The 19,332-nt window shown below is 67.4% G+C and carries 10 protein-coding genes; 3 read left to right on the top strand and 7 right to left on the bottom strand.

All coding sequences use genetic code 11. From position 1 onward, the window contains the following. Nucleotides 1–8: 8 nt before the first annotated feature. From BST14_RS00835 to BST14_RS00815, 3 genes are all read right to left on the bottom strand, one after another. Nucleotides 9–9,263, bottom strand: a complete 9,255-nt coding sequence (locus BST14_RS00835) for a type I polyketide synthase (RefSeq protein WP_083062698.1) — start codon at nucleotides 9,261–9,263, stop codon at nucleotides 9–11. A gap of 537 nt (nucleotides 9,264–9,800) precedes the next feature. Further along, entirely contained in the window at nucleotides 9,801–10,523 is a 723-nt protein-coding gene (locus BST14_RS00820; RefSeq protein ID WP_083062696.1) for a DUF1906 domain-containing protein, read from the bottom strand. Nucleotides 10,524–10,583: 60 nt separating this feature from the next. Beyond that, complete coding sequence (locus tag BST14_RS00815) at nucleotides 10,584–11,486, bottom strand: MerR family transcriptional regulator (protein WP_083062695.1); 903 nt, start codon at nucleotides 11,484–11,486, stop codon at nucleotides 10,584–10,586. Between the two features lie 40 nt (nucleotides 11,487–11,526). Between BST14_RS00815 and BST14_RS00810 the strand changes: the two genes are divergently transcribed. After that, the gene (locus BST14_RS00810) at nucleotides 11,527–12,678 is read left to right on the top strand and encodes an aromatic ring-hydroxylating oxygenase subunit alpha (protein WP_083062694.1); all 1,152 of its coding nucleotides are present in this window, start codon (nucleotides 11,527–11,529) and stop codon (nucleotides 12,676–12,678) included. Here BST14_RS00810 and BST14_RS00805 read toward each other — a convergent pair. Further along, a complete protein-coding gene (locus tag BST14_RS00805) occupies nucleotides 12,661–14,010 on the bottom strand; it encodes a lipocalin-like domain-containing protein (RefSeq protein WP_083062693.1) in 1,350 nt (449 codons plus the stop codon). The genes BST14_RS00810 and BST14_RS00805 overlap by 18 nt on opposite strands. A gap of 83 nt (nucleotides 14,011–14,093) precedes the next feature. Here BST14_RS00805 and BST14_RS00800 point away from each other — a divergent pair, with 83 nt between their 5' ends. Continuing rightward, nucleotides 14,094–15,560, top strand: coding sequence for an aldehyde dehydrogenase (locus tag BST14_RS00800; protein WP_083062692.1), 1,467 nt, complete (start codon nucleotides 14,094–14,096; stop codon nucleotides 15,558–15,560). Between the two features lie 543 nt (nucleotides 15,561–16,103). Then, nucleotides 16,104–17,612, top strand: a complete 1,509-nt coding sequence (locus BST14_RS00795; RefSeq protein WP_083062691.1) for a SulP family inorganic anion transporter — start codon at nucleotides 16,104–16,106, stop codon at nucleotides 17,610–17,612. Between the two features lie 256 nt (nucleotides 17,613–17,868). On the opposite strand, the gene BST14_RS00790 is transcribed toward BST14_RS00795, so the two are convergent. From BST14_RS00790 to BST14_RS00780, 3 genes are read right to left on the bottom strand one after another with little or no spacing between them, the layout of a single operon-like run. Continuing rightward, nucleotides 17,869–18,330: a MaoC/PaaZ C-terminal domain-containing protein gene (locus tag BST14_RS00790; RefSeq protein ID WP_083062690.1), complete on the bottom strand. Its 462-nt coding sequence runs from the start codon at nucleotides 18,328–18,330 to the stop codon at nucleotides 17,869–17,871. Further along, nucleotides 18,327–18,857, bottom strand: coding sequence for an FAS1-like dehydratase domain-containing protein (locus BST14_RS00785; RefSeq protein ID WP_083062689.1), 531 nt, complete (start codon nucleotides 18,855–18,857; stop codon nucleotides 18,327–18,329). Before BST14_RS00785 ends, BST14_RS00790 begins: the two co-directional genes overlap by 4 nt. A gap of 13 nt (nucleotides 18,858–18,870) precedes the next feature. Further along, complete coding sequence (locus BST14_RS00780) at nucleotides 18,871–19,296, bottom strand: nuclear transport factor 2 family protein (RefSeq protein ID WP_083062688.1); 426 nt, start codon at nucleotides 19,294–19,296, stop codon at nucleotides 18,871–18,873. Nucleotides 19,297–19,332: the final 36 nt, after the last annotated feature.

Here is a 19,332-nt window from a genome sequence, read left to right as displayed (position 1 = left end):
CATCGCCGTCATTCGGCAGCGACCTGGTAGGCCTCGCCGTCACCCAGGCGCGAATCCGGGTTCAGCAGCATCGCCGCCTCCTGACGCTTCTCCGGAACGTCAGCGTCGAAGCGGCGGTTCGGTGGCCGCTCGTACATCGGCGCCCCACCCGCGATCGCCGACGCCAGCCGCCGCTGACCGGCCAGCAGGCGTGCGTTCGCGCGCCGCTGGTAGTCAGCACGCTGCTGCGGGTCGAGCGCGGCGACGAAAGCCTGCGGGTGCACGAGCGCGACCAAGCCCGAAACATGGCCGAAGCCAAGGCTGGTCAGCAGCCCCGCCTTCAGGGGAAACTTCTCCCCCAGCCGCAGGGTCTCGCGGACCCACACGAAGTGGGCCGAGCCGGCCAGTTCGTCGTCGACGCAATCCAGGCTGCGGTTCGGCGGGATCACCCCGTCGCGCAGCATCTGGCACAGGCCCATCATCTGGAAGACCGCCGCGCCGCCCTTGGCGTGCCCGGTGAGGCTCTTCTGCGACACCACGAACAGCGGAGCACCCTCGGAGCGGCCGAGCGAATCGGCGACCCGCTCGTGCAGTTCGGTCTCGTTGGGATCGTTGGCCAACGTCGACGTGTCGTGCTTGGAGATCACGGCGATGTCGTCGGCGCCCACGCCGAGCTTGGCCAGCGACCGCGCCAGCACCGAATCCTTGCCGCCGCGCGCGGCGCCCAGCGCGCCCAGCCCCGGCGCCGGGATCGAGGTGTGCACACCGTCGGCGAACGACTGCGCGTAGGCCACCACGGCCAGCACCGGCAGCCCCATCTTGAGGGCCAGGTCGCCGCGAGCCAGCAGGATGGTGCCGCCCCCCTGCGCCTCGAGGAACCCCAGCCGGCGACGATCGTTGGGCCGGGAGAACTTCGAGTCGCGGATGCCGCGGCCGCGCATCATGGAAGTGTCGGCGGTGGCCGCCATGTCACCGAAGCCGATGATGGCCTCCAGCGTCAGGTCGTCGAATCCACCGGCGACCACCAGCTCGGCCTTGCCGAGGCGGATCTTGTCGACCCCCTCCTCGACCGACACCGCCGCGGTCGCGCAGGCGCCCACCGGGTGGATCATCGCGCCGTAACTGCCGACATAGCTTTGAATAACATGCGCGGCAACGACATTCGGCAGAACTTCCTGCAAGATGTCGTTCGGCTTGTTCCGGCCGAGCAGGTTGCCGTGATACATCGTCTGCATCGACGTCATGCCGCCCATGCCGGTGCCCTGCGTGCTGGCCACCAGCCCCGGGTGCACCCACCTCATCAACTCGGCGGGAGTGAATCCCGAAGACAGGAATGCGTCGACGGTCGCGACGATGTTCCACAGCGCCACCCGGTCGGTCGAGCTGGCCATGTCCTGGCTGATGCCGAACACGGTCGGGTCGAACCCGGTGGGAATCTGCGCGCCGACTGTCCGCGACAGCTTCGTCTTGCGCGGCACCCGAACCTCGGTGCCCGCCTTGCGGATCACCTGCCAGTCACTGGAGTCGGGCACCGGCCGGATGATGGTGTGTTCCGGATCGAACTCGACGAACGCGCGCGCGTCGGCCTCCGAGGACACCACGAACGCGAAGTCCTTGTCCAGGAACACCGACACCAGCAGCGGGGACGCGTGATCGGGGTCGATCGCGCCGTCATCGACGAATTCACGGATGCCGCAGCGCTCCACGACGGCGTCGTGATAACGCTCGACCAACTCGGACTCGTCGACCAGATCACCGGATTGCGTGTCGTACCAACCGGGTTGGGGGTCGTCCTCCCAGCGGATCAGCCCGGTGGTCCAGGCCAGCTCCAGGACGCCGGCCGCCGACAGTTCGTTGTCGACCTCCATTTCGAAGCGGGTCCGCGACGAGCCGTAGGGCCCCAGCTCCGCACCACCGACGATGACCACCAGATCGGCCGGGTCGACGTCGAGGTCCGCCCATTGCGGAGGTGGCGCCGGGGTGAAGCCGCGCGGCGGGGACGGCAGCGCGGCGATGGTGCCGCCGGCCTCGGAGGCGTCGGCCTCGTCGCCCGATGCCGAGGTGGCTTGCTCGCGGGCCTTGGCGGCCAGCTCGGCCATGTCCAGGTTCGCCTCTGCCAGGCCGCCGGTCAGGTCCGCCTTGATCGGCGCACTCGCCGCGGCCACCTTGGACTCGATGTCGCAGAGGGACAGCAACATTGCCGCCATCTCGTCGGTCGAGTAGGTGGTGACGCCGGCCTCCTCGACCGCGTCGACGATGGCATCGTTGTGGCCCATCAGCCCGGTGCCGCGGGTCCAACCGATCAGCGCGTGCGCGAGGCTGACCCGGGCCGCCCAGGACGACTCGGGGTGCCAGCGGCTCACCAAGGCGTCCAGCGCCGACTTGGCCTCACCGTAAGCGCCGTCACCGCCGAACATGCCGCGGTTCGGCGACCCCGGCAGCACCACGTGCAGCCGCGACGCGATGTCGCGCTCGGCGCCGATCTTCGACAGCCCGCCGATCAACCGCTGCACCGCCCACAGCAGGACCTTCATCTCCATCTCGGAGCGAGAGCCGGCCTCGGACAGATCACCCGCGACCCGCGGCGCTGCAAACGGGAACAACAGCGTCGGGGTCTGCGCATCCTTGATGTGAATCGACTGCGGCCCAAGGCTTTCGGTCTGCTCGGTGCCCAGCCATTCGACCAGCGCATCGATGTCGGAGTAGGACGCCATGTTGGCGGCCACCACCCACAGCGCCGCGCCGTACCGGGCGTGGTCGCGGTAGAGCCCGCGGTAGAACGCCAGCCGCTCGTCGTCGAGCTTGGACGTGGTGGCGATGACGGTGGCCCCGCCGTCGAGCAGCCGCCCGACCACCGACGCGGCGATCGAGCCCCTGGACGCCCCCGTCACGACGGCGACTTCGCTGCTGTACGGGCCCGGATCCGGGTTCTCGGCGCCGGCCGCGATGCGGCCGTACAACGACGCGTGGATCTGCCGACCCGCGGACAGGGCCTTGCCCTGCCACCAGGTGGCCTGGGTGGCCACGACATGGCCTGCGCCCTCGAACCTTTCGGACAGTTCGACCCACCGGGCATCGATGTCGCCCTCGTCGGCCAGCCACAGCTTGACCAGGTCTTCGCGCGCGCTGGCCCACCGGTCGTCGAACAGCACGGCCTTCTTCGGCTCGAACACCGGCGCCACCAGCCGCGGCCAGTCGGCGCCGAGTTCGGTGGTCACCAGGTCGATGAGCTCGGCATCGGTGGCCGCCGGGGACACGCTGACCGGGTCGTCGAGGCCCAGCTGGTTGAGCACCAGGCGCGCCGCGGAGGCCAGCACGCCGTCGCGGCCGGTGATCTGCTCGGTGAATTCGCCCAGCGCGGCGGCGTCGATGGTCGCACCGCCGCCGCCCCCGCCCGACGACGGCAGCGTCACCGCGATGCCACGCCGCGCGGCGACGGAGGCCACCGCGGCATCGATCACCTTGTCGACGGAGGCGGCGTCGGCCAGTGCGCCCTCGTGCAGGTGCCCCATGGCGCCACCCCGGACGCTGGTGCCCTCGCGGGTTCCCAGTGCGACCTCGACCGTCACGTGCTTGGCCCAGCCCTCGCCGAGCTCCCAGGTCTTCTTGACCCGCTCGGCGATGGCGGCGGGCCGCTTACCCGAGGGCCCCAGCACCGTGCGCAACTGATCGTTGATCGCGTCGGAAAGCACTGGGCCGTAAGGTTTGTAGGTGCGCGCCAGCTTGGTCACCTGCGCGCGCAGCCCGGCTAGGTCGGCTTCGGCGGCGCCGTCGATGGCGCCCAAATTCAGCTCCGAGCCCAGGTCCACCAGCAACTGGTTGCGTCGCGACGACGCGCCGTCGGTGATGGATTCGATGGAGTCCAGCTCCTCGATCTGGTCGATGCGCATCTTGGCCGACAGCGCGATCAGCGCCAGCGTCGCGTCGGCGGCATCGAACCCGATGTCGTCCGGCCTCGGAGCGCCGCTGGGAGCTGCGGCGGCAGCCGCAGCGACGGCCGGCGCGACACTAGCTAGGGGTGCACCGTCCGACGCGGCAGCGTCGGAATCCCGCGGCCCCTCCTCGGGCTCCGGCTCGGGGTCGGTGTCGGTGGCGAACAGCACCGCCGCGTCGCGCTCGGCGTTGAGCACTTCGACTGTGCTGTGGGCATATTCGGGCAGCTTGAGGGTGTTGGCGGCCAGCCCCGCGACGGTCGGTGCGGACTTCACACCGATCTCGACGAACCGCTCCACGCCGAGACCGCCGGCGGCCTGCTCGGTGAACAGCAGGTCTTGGGTTTCGATCCAGCGCACCGGGCTGGCGAATTGCCATGCCAGCAGCTCGATCAGGACGGTGCGGGCCATCTCGATCCGCCGTTCGGCAACCCAGGTGTCGTAGTCGGCGAGGATCGGGTCGAGCGGCTCGGCCGGCACCAGGTCGCGGATCTCCTGGATGAAGTCGCGGTCCAGGGTGAATGGACGCGGCACCAGGTTGGGGATGTAGCGCCCGATGATGATGTCGGGATCCTTATCGCGCGGCATGACGCGGTCCAGCGACCGCCGGAACTCCGCCACACCGACCCGCAGCACGCGCGAGTGGAAAGGCACGTCGATGCCCGGCACCACGATGAACGAGCGCTTGCCGCCGGTGATCTCGCGCCGCCGCTCCACCTCTTCTTCCAGTGCCTCGAGCCCGCGGACCGTGCCGGCGATCGCGTACTGGGAACCGCGTAGATTGAAGTTGACGATCTCGAGAAACTCGCCCGTTCTCGCCGCAATATCGGCGACAAACCCCGGAACCTCGTCGTCGGGCAGGTCGATCTGCGACGGCCGAATCGCGGCCAGCCGGTAGTTGGACCGGCCCAACTCGTCGCGCGGCACGATGTCGTGCATCTTCGAGCCGCGGTGAAACACCGTTTCCAGCAAGGCTTCCAGCTCGTAGATGCCCGTCACGCAGGCCAGCGCGGTGTACTCGCCGACGGAATGGCCGCAGGCGATGGCGCCATCGACGAAGGCGCCTTGCTCGCGCATCTCGGCGACCTGCGCGGCCGCCACCGTGGCCATCGCGACCTGGGTGAATTGCGTCAGGTACAGCACGCCCTCGGGGTGGTTGTAGTGCACACCGCTGGCGATGATGCTGGTCGGGTTGTCGCGGACCACGTGCAGGACCGAGAAGCCCAGGGTGTCGCGGGTGAACTTGTCGGCCTTGTCCCACACCTTGCGGGCGGCCTTGGACCGGGCCCGGACATCCATGCCCATGCCCTTGTGCTGAATGCCCTGGCCGGGGAACGCATAGACGGTGCGCGGGGCGGCCAGGCGGGCCGTCGCCGACATCACCAGATCGGATCCGACCTTGGCGGCGACCTCCAAAACCTCTGCGCCCTGGTCGATTCCGACACGGTCGACGCGGAACGCGACCTCGTCGCCGGGACGCACCATGCCCAGGAAGCGGGCGGTCCAGCCGATCAGCCGCGCCGGCGGGCGGGCCTGGCCATCGGTGGCGGTCACCGCGTGCTGGGCCGCGGCCGACAGCCACATGCCGTGCACGATGGGCGATTCCAGGCCGGCCAGCAACGCGGCGGCCCGGTCGGTGTGGATGGGGTTGTGGTCACCGGAGACCACCGCGAACGGACGCATGTCAACCGGGGCGGTGATGGTGACGTCGCGGCGGCGCCGACGCGGGGTGTCGGTCGCGTTCTGCGAGACCGCACCACCGGCACGCGTCGGATCGGTCAGTTCGGCAGCGCCGGTGCGGCCGAGGATGGCGAAACGCTCAGCGAGGGTGGCGATCGCCTGACCGTCGGTGTCGGCGATGGTCACCGAGACGGGGACGACGCGCCCCATGTCCGTGTCGATGGCCACCGAAGCCGTTGCGGTGATTGTCAATTGCAACTGGATTTTCGGCAGGCTGCCGACCATGTGGGCGGCGTGATCCAGGTGCACCAGGCTCAGCAGGCCCTCGACGACAGGAACGCCGGCGTCGGTGACGGCCGAGCCGATCGCCGAGAAGACGGCCGGCCAGCACGGCCCGACGAGCGCGTCGGGGACGGTAGTCAGGCTTGGCGCCAACGGTTCTCCGAAGGTGGCCGTGACACCGGTGTGGTCGGCGACCCGCTCGGGGTCCCAGTCCACCGTGACGGTGGCCGTGCCGTCGGTGACCGCGGGCAAGAAGCCCGGCCCGTCGACCCCGGCCGCAATGGCCAGCACCGCCCGCATGGCCGTGGCGGCATCCTCGGTGGAGACCACCGGGGTGGCACCGTCAACGGTGTTGGGCGGCAACGTGAACGGGATGTCGATCCACGTGCCCGACACCGGCACACTGAGGACGACGCGGTCGCCTTCGACCTGCAGCCGCGCCCCGGTGGACGAATGGGTGGCGCGGCGGCTCTCGGGTCCGTCATACACCAGCCACTCGGCGGGATCGGCGATTCGATGCACCGGGTTGCTCGCGGTCCGGCCGGCCCACTGGACATCGGGGGCGTCCAGCACGACCGCCAACGGCCCGGAGACGTCGGTGCGGCCCATCCGGCGTGACGCGACGGCCATGGGCTGCACTCCGGCGGCGAGCGCCTCGTCGATGGCCGCCTGCTCGAAGCGGTCCAGCAGTTCACCGACGGGCTCGTCCATCCGGGTGATGCCGGCCACGGCCGCGGTGCCCGGGATGATGCACACCTGATCGGCGTCGTAGCGGGCGTCGTGCGCCTGCCACAGCGAATCGCTGCGCCACCAGCGCCGGACGTCCTTGTCGATCACCGGCACGAAGTTGACCGGCTTGCCCGCCGTCTTGCACAGCGTGACGAAGAACGGGACGTCGGCCGGGTGCAGCTGGACCGTCTCGGCGTCGGGGTAGCGGTCGAGCAGCGCATCGATCGCCGCCTCGGGGTTCTCCAGCAGCGCTTCGTCGTTGTACAGAGTCTCGATCGGGCCGAATTCTCGCGGGTCTAACCGCGCCTCGGCGCGCTGCAGCATCTGCTGGAAGCGGTCGCGCCAGGTGGCGGCCAACCACGGGCTGCCCGGTGACGCGGTGTCGGCGGTGGAGTCGCCGTCGCCGATCGCCAGCTCGACGTAGCGCCGCAGCCACTGCAGGTAGGTCATCTCACCGACATCGCCGAAGTACGGCTTGGCGGTGTTGGCCATCGCCGCGATAATCTCGTCGCGACGCTCCGCGACGGCGTCCGCGTCACCGGCGACCTCGTCGAGCAGGCGGCCGCACCGCGAGGCGCTGTTGTCGATCTCGTGGATGTCCGCGCCGAGCTGGCTGCGGCTGGAAGCCATTCCGCCCGAGGCTTTTCCGGCGCCGATCCACTGGTCGGTGCCCTGGGTCTCGACCAACATCCGCTTGACCGACGGTGAGGTGGTCGCTTCCTTGGTGGCCATCGCCGCGGTGCCGACCAGGATGCCGTCGATGGGCATCAGAGGGAAGCCGTACGCCTGCGCCCAGCGCCCAGACAGGTATTCGGCCGCCCGCTCGGGCGTGCCGATGCCGCCGCCGACGCAGACGGTGATGTTGGAGCGGGACCGCAATTCCGAGTAAGTCGCCAGCAGCAGGTCGTCGAGGTCTTCCCACGAGTGGTGGCCACCGGCGCGCCCGCCCTCGATGTGCGCGATCACCGGCTTGGTGGACACCTCGGTGGCGATGCGGATCACCGAGCGGATCTGCTCGACGGTGCCGGGCTTGAAGACGACGTGGCTGATGCCGACCTCGCCGAGCTCGTCGATCAGCTCGACGGCCTCCTCCAGATCCGGGATGCCGGCGCTGATCACCAGGCCGTCGATGGCCGCGCCCGACTGACGCGCCTTCTGCACCAGCCGCTTGCCGCCGACCTGCAACTTCCACAGGTACGGGTCCAAAAACAGCGCGTTGAACTGGTAGGTGCGACCGTCCTCGAGCAACCCGGCCAGCTGCTCGACGCGGTCGGCGAAGATCTCCTCGGTGACCTGCCCGCCGCCGGCCAGCTCGGCCCAGTGCCCGGCGTTGGCCGCGGCGGCCACGATCCTGGCGTCCACGGTGGTCGGGGTCATGCCGGCCAGCAGGATCGGCGAACGGCCGGTCAGGCGGGTGAATTTCGTCGAGAGCTTGACCCTGCCGTCGGGCAGGCGAACCAGCGTCGGGGCGTAGCTCGACCAGGCCCGCGCCACCTCGGGGACGGCGCCGACGGTGAACAGGTTGCGCTGACCGCCGCGGGTCGCGGCCGGCACGATACCCACCCCCAGGCCGCGGATCACCGGCGCGGTCAGCCGGGTCAGGATGTCGCCGGGTCCCAGGTCAAGAATCCAGCGAGCGCCGGCGTCGTTGACCCGGGTGATCTCCTCCACCCAGTCGACCGAGCGCACCAGGATCGACTCGGTGAGCTGGCGGGCCAGCTCGACGTCCAGGCCCACCTTCTCGGCCCAGCCGCCGACGATGTCGATGCCGTCGGCCAGCCGGGGCGTGTGAAAGCCCACCTCGACCTGCACCGGGTCGAAGACCGGCGCGAACACGTCGCCGCCGCGCAGCTTGTTCTTCCGGTCGGCTTCTTCCTTCTCCGAGATCTGCCGGCAGTAGAGCTCGAAGCGGGACAACTGTTCCGGGGTGCCGGTGATGACGACCGAACGGCGGCCGTTGCGGATGGACAAGACGGGCGGCAGCACGGTGCGCACGTCCTGTGCGAACTCGTCGAGCAGCCGGCCGATGCGGTCGGGATCGGCGTTGGTGACCGACACCATCGGCGGCCGGTCACCAAGGACCGAGATGCCGCGGCGACGGGCCACCAGCGTCCCGGCCGCGCCGATCAGCTGGGCCAACGCCAGCAGTTCGACGTCACGATCGCCCCCGGCCTTGAGCGCCTCGACGGCGAGCACACCCTGCGAATGTCCGGCCACGGCCACCGGAGGCGTCGCCCTGAGGTCCATGCCTTGCCGCGCCAGCGCACGCACGGCCGCGATCTGGGTGAGCAGCACGCCCGGTATCGACACCGCGGCCGAGGTCAGATGCTTGTCCGAGGGGACCGGGTCCTCGGCCGCCAACGCACGCACCCAGGTCAGCGGCTCGAAACCGATCGGGCGGACCACGACGAGTTCCTTGGCCACCGGCTCGAGGAGCAGGTTCACCTCACCGACCAGCGTTGCCAGGTCGGACTCGATGCCGGCCGACGACACCAGCTCTTCGAGGGTCTCCAGCCAGGCGCTGCCCTGGCCACCGAATGCCACGGCGTAGGGTTCGCCGGCCGTCAGGCGGTCGACAAGGGCGTGGGTGTCGCCGGGTTGTGGGTCCTTGCCTCGGCCGTCGCGGTCAGCGGACACCCGGTCGTGCTCGTGGATCGTCACCTTGTCTGTCTCCCCTGTATGCGTCTTTGAGTCTCGTCGTCGGCGGTCACCACCGCCTGGCGGGGTTCTGTCGATGCGGCGTGGTTCGGCGTCGAATCACGGCCTGGAAGCGGCTGGCCGGTGCGTTGTCGGCGGGGCCGCCCGAATGGTGCGAAGCGGCGCGACGGGCTGCATCGGCTGTACTAAGAGTGTCATAAGGATCAGCCCTTGTTTCGCGTGCTGATCGGTTACTGGTGAGTTCTACGCATGGGTAACCGTGTCCTGGGTAACACGCGGTTCCACCGGCGGCGCGGACCCGATCAACAAACCCGCTGCATGCAGGTGGTTACGGTCGAGTAGCTATAACTGCGCAGATCAAGGCAGTTTTGTTATCGAATCGTTATATAAAAATTTTGGGCCGCGGAGTGCCGTCGCGGCGCCCTCGGCGGCGTCGGACGACGGATCGCCGCCCGCACCCGCCGCGAAAACGAGCGAACGAGTGTTTGCTGGAATTTTAAGAGTCCGCGTCCCGGCCGGGCCGCACGATGGAATCGGGGCCTACGCCCACTGGCCGAATTGAGGCTTGAGGATCTCGTTGACGTCCACGCCGACCCCCCCGACGCTGCGTTTGTCGATTTCAACCTGGTGCAGGTCGGCCGCCGGATGGGCGTATCCCTTCGGCGAGCCCCAGTTGTGCTGCCAGAAGTAAGAGCCCAATCCATCGTGCAGCGCCCAGTCGATGGTTTTCGAATTGGCGTACACGCCTGTGCGCTGATGACCGATCACCGACTCCCACGACCGCAGGTACGGCGCCACCTGGCCCTTGTACTGCTCGTAGGAGGGGTCGTCGTCGATCGAGGCGTAAATAGGTGCGCCGGCGGGCCCGCCGGCCGCGGCGTGCAGCTGCATCCCACGCTGCGCGTGCTGCAGGCCGGCGCTGGCACCGCCCAGCCAGTCCGCGGTGCTGCCCTTGCCGTACTGATAGCAGGACACGATCTTGAGCCCGTTGCTGTTGAGGTCGCGCGCCTCGGCAACCTGGATCGGCTTGCCGAGCATCCAGTTGCCGCCGGGGCGACGGTCCGAGACATACCGGATCGACCCCACGGCGCCCGCGGCCCTGATCTGGCTGGCCGGAATGACGCCGGCCGCGTAGTCGAGCAGGGTGCCGAGCGAGCCCGACGCCGGTGCGGCGCTCAGGGATGCGCCCGCGGCGCCCAGGCCCAGTAGGGCCGGGGTTGCGGCCGCGAATTTGAGCAGGTCGCGTCGTGAAACGGATGACACAAGCCACAGGGTACGACACAAACCCCATATGACTCATTGGTCACACAGATCACATCTGCATCACGGTGTCGCATCGTTCGTTTGATCGGGTTGCGGCGCGGGCAGCACGATGACGCTGACAGCCTCCAATCCGCGACGAGCGGTCTGCTCGGCGATCTCGTGGATGAAGCGCGCGGCCGCCGGACTGATCGATGCCGCCCAGGCGCGGAATCCCTGCACCATCACCGGGTCGTGCTCCAACAGCGGTTGCACGCCCCGCAGCACGCCGACCACGTCGTCGGGCAGCGGGTCGGCCAGCTGCTGGTCGATCCAACGGCGGGCCAGCTCTCCCGCCGCCGAAGCGTCTTCGTCCAGCGCGATCACGTCGGCGGCGAGGTTGCGCAACCGACCGAACAGCACCGCGCGGCCCGGCGTCTCGGCCAGCCGCGACAACAACGTGCTGGCGGCGCTCGGCAGCAACATTTGGCCGAACAAGGGGGGAACCGGTAACTCCCACTCGCCGAACAGGTCCGCGTACATCGCGGCGACGGGCGCCGACAGCGGGGCGCTGAGCCGCCCGATCACGCCGATGCTGTCGCGGTGCGTCGTCGCCAATCGGTGCAGGATGTGCTCGTTGAGGTCCGCGCCGGAATATTCGGTGGCGGCGCAGGATTCGTCGATGGCCCGGATCAGTTGGTCGAGCCGCTCACGTTCCTGGACCAGCAGCGTGCGGTGCGCGTCGAGCAGGTCGGCCAGCGTGCTGTGTCCGCCTTCCATCAGGCGCTGGATGTCGTTGATACCGACGCCAAGACTTCGCAGCAGATCGATGCGCAGCAGGTCGAGAACCTGCTCGACGCCGAAAACGCGGTAACCGTTGGCCAGGTGCTGCGCGCGCAGCAGGCCGATTTTCTCGTAATGGCGAATACGGCCGGAAGCGATGCCGGTCAAGGCCGTGACGTCGCCGATCAGTAGCTGCTCAGCCACTCCTTGACCTTACAACCGTGACAAGGTCTTTACTGGGCGGATGGAACACAGCCAGCTGATCGACCTGACGCGGCGCGCGTTGAAGTTGGCGCGGGACAAGACCACCGACCTCGCACCCGGCCAGCACACCGTCGACGCACGGGACTACACGGGTATCGAGCGACACAACCGGGATCGCGCCATGCTGCTCGCCAGTCCTCAACTGGTCGGCTATGTCTCGGAACTTCCTGTCCCCGGGGCGTATTGCACCAAGACGGTGATGGGGCGGTCCATCCTGCTCACCAGAATTTCCGACGGATCGGTCAAGGCGTTCGACAACGTGTGTCTGCACCGCCAGTCACAGGTGGCGACGGGATGCGGCATCGCCAAGCGGTTCACCTGCCCCTATCACGCCTGGACATACGACAACACCGGGCGCCTGGTGGCACTTCCGGGACGTGAGGGGTTCCCGGAAGTGACGGTCAAGTTCGATGGTCTGACCGAACTCCCGGCCACCGAGTTCGCTGGATTCCTTTGGGTGGCCCTGGATCCCGGGGCGACACTGGATGTGGGCGCACACCTGGGCCCGCTAGCCGAGGAACTGGACTCCTGGGGCATCGGCCGCTGGTCGCCGCTGGGCGAGAAAGTGCTGGACGCCCCGATCAACTGGAAGCTGGCGATCGACACCTTCGCCGAGAATTACCATTTCGCCACCGTCCATCAGCAGACCTTTGCCACGATTGCGCGCAGCAACTGCACGCTGTTCGACTCCTATGGGCCGCACCACCGGCTTATCTTCCCGCTCAACACCATCCTGGATCTCGACAACATGCCCGAGGATCAGTGGAACCCGTTCCACAACATGGTGGTGATCTATGCGCTGTTCCCCAACATCGTGCTGTCGGTGACCATCGCCAACGGTGAGCTGTTCCGCGTCTACCCCGGCGACCGGCCGGGCAGATCAATCACCGTCCATCAGAACGCAACTCCGCAGGACCTCTCCGACGAGGCGGTGGCCGCCGGGGCCCAGGCCGTCTTCGAGTATGCGCACGCCACCGTGCGCGACGAGGACTACCGGCTGGTCGAGGGGCTGCAGGCCAATCTGGAGTCCGGAGTCCGCGATCACCTGGTGTTCGGCCGCAACGAGCCGGGTTTGCAGCATCGCCACATCACGTGGGCCCGGGCGCTGTTGCGCTCAGCCTCCGCCGACTGACAGCACCGCGATAAGATCGTCGAAAAGTCTTGCCAGCATGTCGTTTTCGACAGGCGCCGAGCTGAACAGCAGCTCAACGGCGTCCTTGCGGCGCCCGGCGGCCACCAGGGGCGCGAGCTGATCCACCATGGTCTGTAATCCGGGCTTCGGCCGGGCCAGGTTCGCGACGGTGGTGGACAGCACGTCGACGAGTTCCCAATCCCGGTATAGTGCCAGCGAGCGCTCGTTGAAAGCGAAGCCCGTCACCGGTTCTCCCCACATGGTTCCGCGGTAGCGGTAGGGGCCCTCCATGTATTCGATCGGCAGCCCGTGTGCCGGGGCGGGCACCAGTGGCTCACCAACCAGGTCCAATTGCAATGTGGGACAGGTGATCCGGTGCCGGTCGGGCATGTACCGCGCCGGGGCGAGCGGTCGCACGAGGGGACGCATGGCCTCGGGCCATCGCACGTAGCTGCTGACCGTGACCTCGATGTCTTCGGCACACTGCGGTGCGATCGCGGGGTCTGGGTGACTTGTCGTGATACCGGTGAACGGCTGCAGCGCATTGCCGTCCGTGCGGTCGAACTGGCGCCAGATGCTCAGGTCGACGCCGTTGTCGAAGTTGATGGTGCGCCATTCGTGCGACCTGGCCCGCGGGTCTCCCCCGGACCCACCTCCGCCGGCGTACTTGGGGAACCACTGCCGGTCGACGTGCCCGCTGGTGCCGGATACCTGCTGGACCACGTCCCCCCAGCGCAAGGTGCCGGTCATGGCCATTCCGGTCTGAAAATAGGAATAGGTGTCGCTTTGACCGAAGCAGACGATCTTTCCGTTGTACGTCGATGCACCCACCGGTGTCGGTGCGCGCGTTGGTGTTACGGCCAGATCCAGTCGCATGGGCCGGCCGGATTGATCCGTTCCGACCAGGCTCACCCGGTAGGTGTAGGGCAGCAGTTCGCCATCGCCGTTGCGGCTGGTCGTCCACGACGCGGTTCCCGCGCCGCTGTGATAGTTGATGTCGAGATGGCCCGACGCCATCGTCAGCTTCGGCTGGGCGCCGGGCTCCATATTGCCCGGCGGCATGTCGTAGTCGGTGAACGTCCCGTAGTCGCCGGTGTCGAGGTCGAACAGCGCCAGCGTATAGAAGTCGGCGACCACCGTGCCCCCGGGCCGGTTCTTGTTGAAGATGGTCAGGAAGGCAAACGATCGACCGGTCGCGGCGGCGTCGAGCGGGCCGGCGATGAACCAGGTGTCCGACTCCTGGTCGGCATGTTCGCCTTCGGCGGCGGGAAATTCCAACTGGTCATCGCCGGGCACCAAACGAAACGGGTAACTGCGCCAATCGCTGGTCATATCGGGCCTCGCTGCTTTTTTCGCTATGTTAGCGTGAATAGCGAAATTGCGGTCGCGCTCCGATCCCCCGAGGAAGTGCCCCGATGACAGAGACTTCCGGCCATCGCTGCTATGACGAGTTGTTCGTTGGGGGGCAGTGGCGCAAACCCGCCAATCCCCAGCAGCTCGCGGTGATCTCGCCCCACTCCCAGGAGCCGATCGGGCACGTCCAGGTCGCAGGCCCCGAGGACGTCGAGGCGGCCGTCGCCGCCGCACGGCACGCCTTCGATCACGGTCCGTGGCCACGGCTGAGCCATGCCGAGCGGATGGCCAAGGTCGAAGAGCTGGCCGGAATCTATGCCGGCCACGCCGACGAGATGGCCGATCTCATCACCGACGAGATGGGGTCGCCGCGCAGCTTCAGCCGGATGGGCCAGGGGGCGGCGGCAGCAGCGCTGATGCACTTTTCGCTGGCCGCCGCCCGGGAGTTCCCATGGGAGGAACGCCGCCAAGGGGTGCTCGGCGAAGTACACCTGCGCAGGGCTCCGGTCGGGGTGGTCGGGGCGATCGTGCCATGGAACGTGCCGCAATTTTTGATCATGCCCAAGCTGATCCCGGCGTTGATCGCGGGCTGCACGGTCATCATCAAGCCCGCACCCGAAACCCCGTTGGACGCCTTGTGGTTGGCCGAGATGATCGAGCAGCTCGGGTTGCCCGACGGCGTGGTGTCGGTGCTGCCCGGCGGCCCGGAGGTCGGCGAGGCGCTGGTACGCCATCCCGGAGTGGACAAGATCGCGTTCACCGGTTCCAGTGCCGTCGGGCGCCGCATCGCCGCGCTGTGCGGCGAGCAGCTGAAGCGGGTGAGCTTGGAGCTGGGCGGCAAGTCCGCGGCCATCATCCTCGACGACGCCGACATCGACAAGACGGTGGCCGGCCTGAAGTCCGCGGGCCTGATGAACAACGGCCAGGCCTGCGTCGCGCAGACCAGGATCCTGGTCAGCGACCGCAAGCACGACGCGGTCGTCGACGCGCTAGCCGGCATGATGTCGGCGCTGAATGTCGGCGACCCGGCCGACGAGTCGACGGACATCGGACCTCTTGTGGCCCAACGACAGCAGCGCCGCGTGCAGGACTACATCAAGTCGGGCCGCAGCGAAGGCGCTCGCGTCGTGCTCGGGGGCGAACAGAGCCCATCCGAGCGCGGCTGGTACGTGCAGCCGACGTTGTTCGCCGACGCCACCAACGACATGCGCATCGCCCGCGAGGAGATCTTCGGGCCGGTGCTGACCGTGCTGCGGTACCGCGACGAGAACGACGCCGTCCGCATCGCCAACGAAACCGATTATGGCTTGGCGGGTTCGGTTTGGACCGCCGACATCGAGCACGGCCTCGAGGTTGCGGCCGCGGTCCGCACCGGGACCTACGGGATCAACATGTACACCCTGGACATCGGCGCACCCTTTGGCGGCTTCAAGCAGTCCGGCATCGGGCGGGAGTTCGGGCCCGAGGGGCTGCACGAGTACGTCGAGTTGCAGACGGTGATATGCAAGGGGCAGATGCCACCGCTATAGCGTTTCCGGTCTCCACGACGGGTCGCGGCCATGCCGTGCCAAAAGCCTTGCCTGCACCTCGAGTTCGTTTCTCCCGCCGCTTATCGCGACCGGGCATTGAACATCCTGGGCGCGAGCCACGGCCTGGGCATCTGCCGGCAATCCAACGTCAACACTTCACACCATCCGGAGTCCAGCCGGTATGCACCAGCACATCAAGGGTCAGATCCGGCATCAGCCGCTCATCGGTTGGGTCTCGGCAAACATCTCGCATGGCTTTGCCGTCGCCGATAACCGAAGTCTGCGGTTGGCTGCCTTCTAGTCCGGAGGATCGTTGTGTCCTTGGTCACAATCGCGGCATCTGAATTTGCCGCCTCGCCCTGCTGTACGGGTAGAGTTTCGGTTAGCCGAGTCGCACCGGATCCGGATGGACCGGGCAGGCGTTGTTTACGCAGTGATGCAAAGGTGCTCGGCGGCAACGCTTCTCGTGCAGTGCGGCGATTACGTTGGCAATTGACTTAGCCGCCCGCGCCTCGCCGCGCGTCCGTACGAAACGGAGCTGTCATGACAACCGTGGCAACACAGGCCACCACACCAGCTGACGAACAGTCGGTAGTGGGCGCACTGCGCTCACCGCGCCGCCTACGCAGGGAAGTGCTGGCGGGCCTCGTGGTTGCGCTGGCGTTGATCCCTGAAGCCATCGCATTTTCCATCATCGCCGGGGTCGATCCACGGGTCGGATTGTTCGCAGCGTTCACCATGGCCGTCACGATCGCGATCGTGGGAGGACGGCCCGCGATGATCTCAGCGGCCACCGGTGCGGTGGCCCTGGTCGTGGCGCCGCTGACCCGCGAATACGGCGTGAACTACCTGGTTGCCGCCGTCATTTTGGCTGGGCTGTTGCAACTCCTCCTCGGCGGACTCGGTGTGGCGAAGCTGATGCGATTCGTGCCGCGCAGCGTCATGGTCGGCTTCGTCAATGCCTTGGCAATTCTCATTTTCTTGTCCCAGATGCCGCACCTACGCGGGGTGCCATGGCTGGTGTATCCGATGGTCGCCGCGGGCATTGCCATGATCGTGCTGCTGCCGAGGCTGACCACCGTCATTCCGGCGCCCCTGGTGGCGATCGTCGTTCTGACCGCCGCGACCATCGTGCTGAAGTGGTCGGTACCCAACGTCGGGGACGAAGGACAACTGCCCACCAGCCTGCCGCGGCTGTTGATGCCGGACGTGCCTCTGACTACGCACACCTTCGGAATCATCGCCCCCTACGCGCTGGCGATGGCGTTGGTCGGGCTGCTCGAATCGCTGATGACCGCCAAACTGGTCGACGACATCACCGACACCCACTCCAACAAGCCACGCGAAGCCCTCGGCCAAGGCGTGGCCAACGTCGTCACCGGCTTCTTCGGCGGCATGGGCGGGTGCGCAATGATCGGCCAGACCATGATCAACGTCAAAATCAGTGGCGCCCGCACCCGGATCTCGACGTTCCTAGCCGGATCGTTTCTTCTGGCGTTGGTCGTCGGGCTTGGCGATCTGGTCGCCAAGATTCCCATGGCCGCTCTGGTCGCTGTCATGATCATGGTGTCAGTAGGCACCATGGACTGGCACAGCATCAATCCGAAAACGTTGCGACGCATGCCCAAAAGCGAGACCGTCGTGATGCTGTCCACGGTCGCCGTCACCGTCGCCACCGACAACCTGGCCTTTGGTGTAGCTGTGGGCACGCTGGCCGCGATGGTGTTGTTCGCGCGACGCGTCGCGCATGTCACCGACGTGGTCGACATCGCTCATCCCGACGACGACACCCGCGTCTACGCGGTCAGAGGTGAGCTGTTCTTCGCCTCAAGCAACGACCTCATCTACCAATTCGACTACACCAGCGACCCAACTAACATCGTCATCGACATGAGCGACGCCCATATCTGGGACGCCTCCAGCGTGGCCACCCTGGACGCCATCACGAACAAATACGAGTCCAAGGGCAAAAACGTCACCCTGGTCGGCATGAACGAGACCAGCGCACAACGGCACGCACACTTGAGCCCACTGCTCGCCGGCGCCCACTAGGTCCGTCCAGCGTCGCGGATCGCAGAAACGTCTGTCCCGCTCAAAGAGCCTGGGGTGGTGATTTCTTCCATGCCGCCTTTAACGTGAACGGCATGCGTGGCGGGCTTACTGCGGAGTTCCCGGCGGAGGTCGTCGAAGTGTTCTGGGGCGGTGTTCCAGTGCTGCACACGATGTTGCCGGCGAGATCAACTGAAGCCGGAACACAATAGCCCGACTCTGAATCCGAGTGGACTCAATATCAGGTGACTCGCCCACGTCATCCATCGCCGTGCTGCGCGGATCCGGGCACCTGCAAGGTCAGCTCAACCGGACAGCACAGCGCGCCATGCTGATTGGTCACCTGGATTTCGACGTCGACCAGGCAGCGCGGCGGGAACACCGAGGTGTCCCGGCGCTTCGCCACGGCCCGGCCCCGGCCGATCATCGTGTCGCCGGCATACACCGACCCGGCCAGCCGCATGGACCGGCGCACCACGCGGGATCGCGGACCCGCCCAGTCGGTCGCGACGCGGTCGGCGAATCCGGCCAGGTGCATCGTGTTCACGTAGATCGTCGGATTGCCCTGCGCCTGAGCGTAATTCGGATCGAAATGGCCGGGGAAATAGTCCCACGTCGCCCCGGCGTTCTCCACCACCCGCTGGTAGCTGATGTGGTCGATCACCTCGGGCAGGTCGACGGGAACGGTGATCCGGTGCCAATCCAGGCCGTCGTCGGTCACGTGGACGCTCCCGGCGTAAACCGGAACAAGGTATTGCGATTGGTGGCGACCACGGTCCCGTCCTGACGGCGATAGGTCTCCAGCGTCTCGACGAAATGGCCGACGCCCAGCCGCGTTTGCTTCTCCGGCGACACCGCGACCAGCTCGTCGACTGCGGTCAGCACGTCGCCTTCGACGATGGGTTGACCGAACTCAACCTCGTTGGCCGCGTTGATGAACGTGGTGCCGGGCAGCGGCACCTGAAGGGCGATCAACGAAGGAGTGCTCCTCCCCCCGGGTTGCCACGGCGGTGGGATCAGCCAGCCCATCAACAGCGCGGGCGGTGCGAGCAATCCTCCCCAATGCCGCCGGGCGAACTCCGGGTCCCAGTACGAGCGGTTTCCGTCGCGCACCATCGCGGCGAACAGCTGGATGCGTGCGGCGCTGACCGCGGTTTTGGCGACGCGTGGCTCGCTTTGCGCGCCGACCATCCGCAGCGCATCGTCGTAGGTGCCGAAGGCCAACCGCTGACCGAAATCCTGGTCCACGTATCGGTGCCGCTCACATAACGAGGGGGTGGCGACTCGGGACGGAATCCCATTGCAGGGTACGCGAAGTGAAGTACCAGCCGCCCCGCTCGTAGATCAATGTGTCGCGGAAGGTCCCGGTGGCCCGCAGCGTGGTGTCGCCATACATCGCGGCGAAAAGCACGGCGACACAACGCTGAGTCCCGTTGACCCCGTCGACGCGGATCTCGTGATCGACCGTGACCAGTCGTTGGCCGTCACCACCGTCGAAGGCCGAACGCAGGTCGCTGAACTGCTCACCGTCGCGGGTATAGCTGGCACCGGAATGACGGAAGGTGGCGACCCAGCGGTCGCGATCACCGTCGGAGTAGGCCCGATTGTGCCGGGCATCCAGATCCAGGATGGCAGCGCGTCCGGTGGCGGCTTGCAGCATCTGCTGTTCCTGATAAGTCATGGTCATCGCTTCCAGCCTCTCTCAGAAACCTCCGCCGACACT

Source organism: Mycobacterium arosiense ATCC BAA-1401 = DSM 45069, from assembly GCF_002086125.1.
Lineage (GTDB): Bacteria > Actinomycetota > Actinomycetes > Mycobacteriales > Mycobacteriaceae > Mycobacterium > Mycobacterium arosiense.
This window is presented reverse-complemented; position numbering and strand designations above follow the sequence as displayed.

Bases quoted from the DNA above. Each gene is read 5' to 3' on its own strand.
- BST14_RS00800 (WP_083062692.1), top strand. From the start codon at position 14,094: ATGACAGAGACTTCCGGCCATCGCTGCTATGACGAGTTGTTCGTTGGG.
- BST14_RS00810 (WP_083062694.1), top strand. From the start codon at position 11,527: ATGGAACACAGCCAGCTGATCGACCTGACGCGGCGCGCGTTGAAGTTG.
- BST14_RS00780 (WP_083062688.1), bottom strand. From the start codon at position 19,296: ATGACCATGACTTATCAGGAACAGCAGATGCTGCAAGCCGCCACCGGA.
- BST14_RS00795 (WP_083062691.1), top strand. From the start codon at position 16,104: ATGACAACCGTGGCAACACAGGCCACCACACCAGCTGACGAACAGTCG.
- BST14_RS00805 (WP_083062693.1), bottom strand. From the start codon at position 14,010: ATGACCAGCGATTGGCGCAGTTACCCGTTTCGTTTGGTGCCCGGCGAT.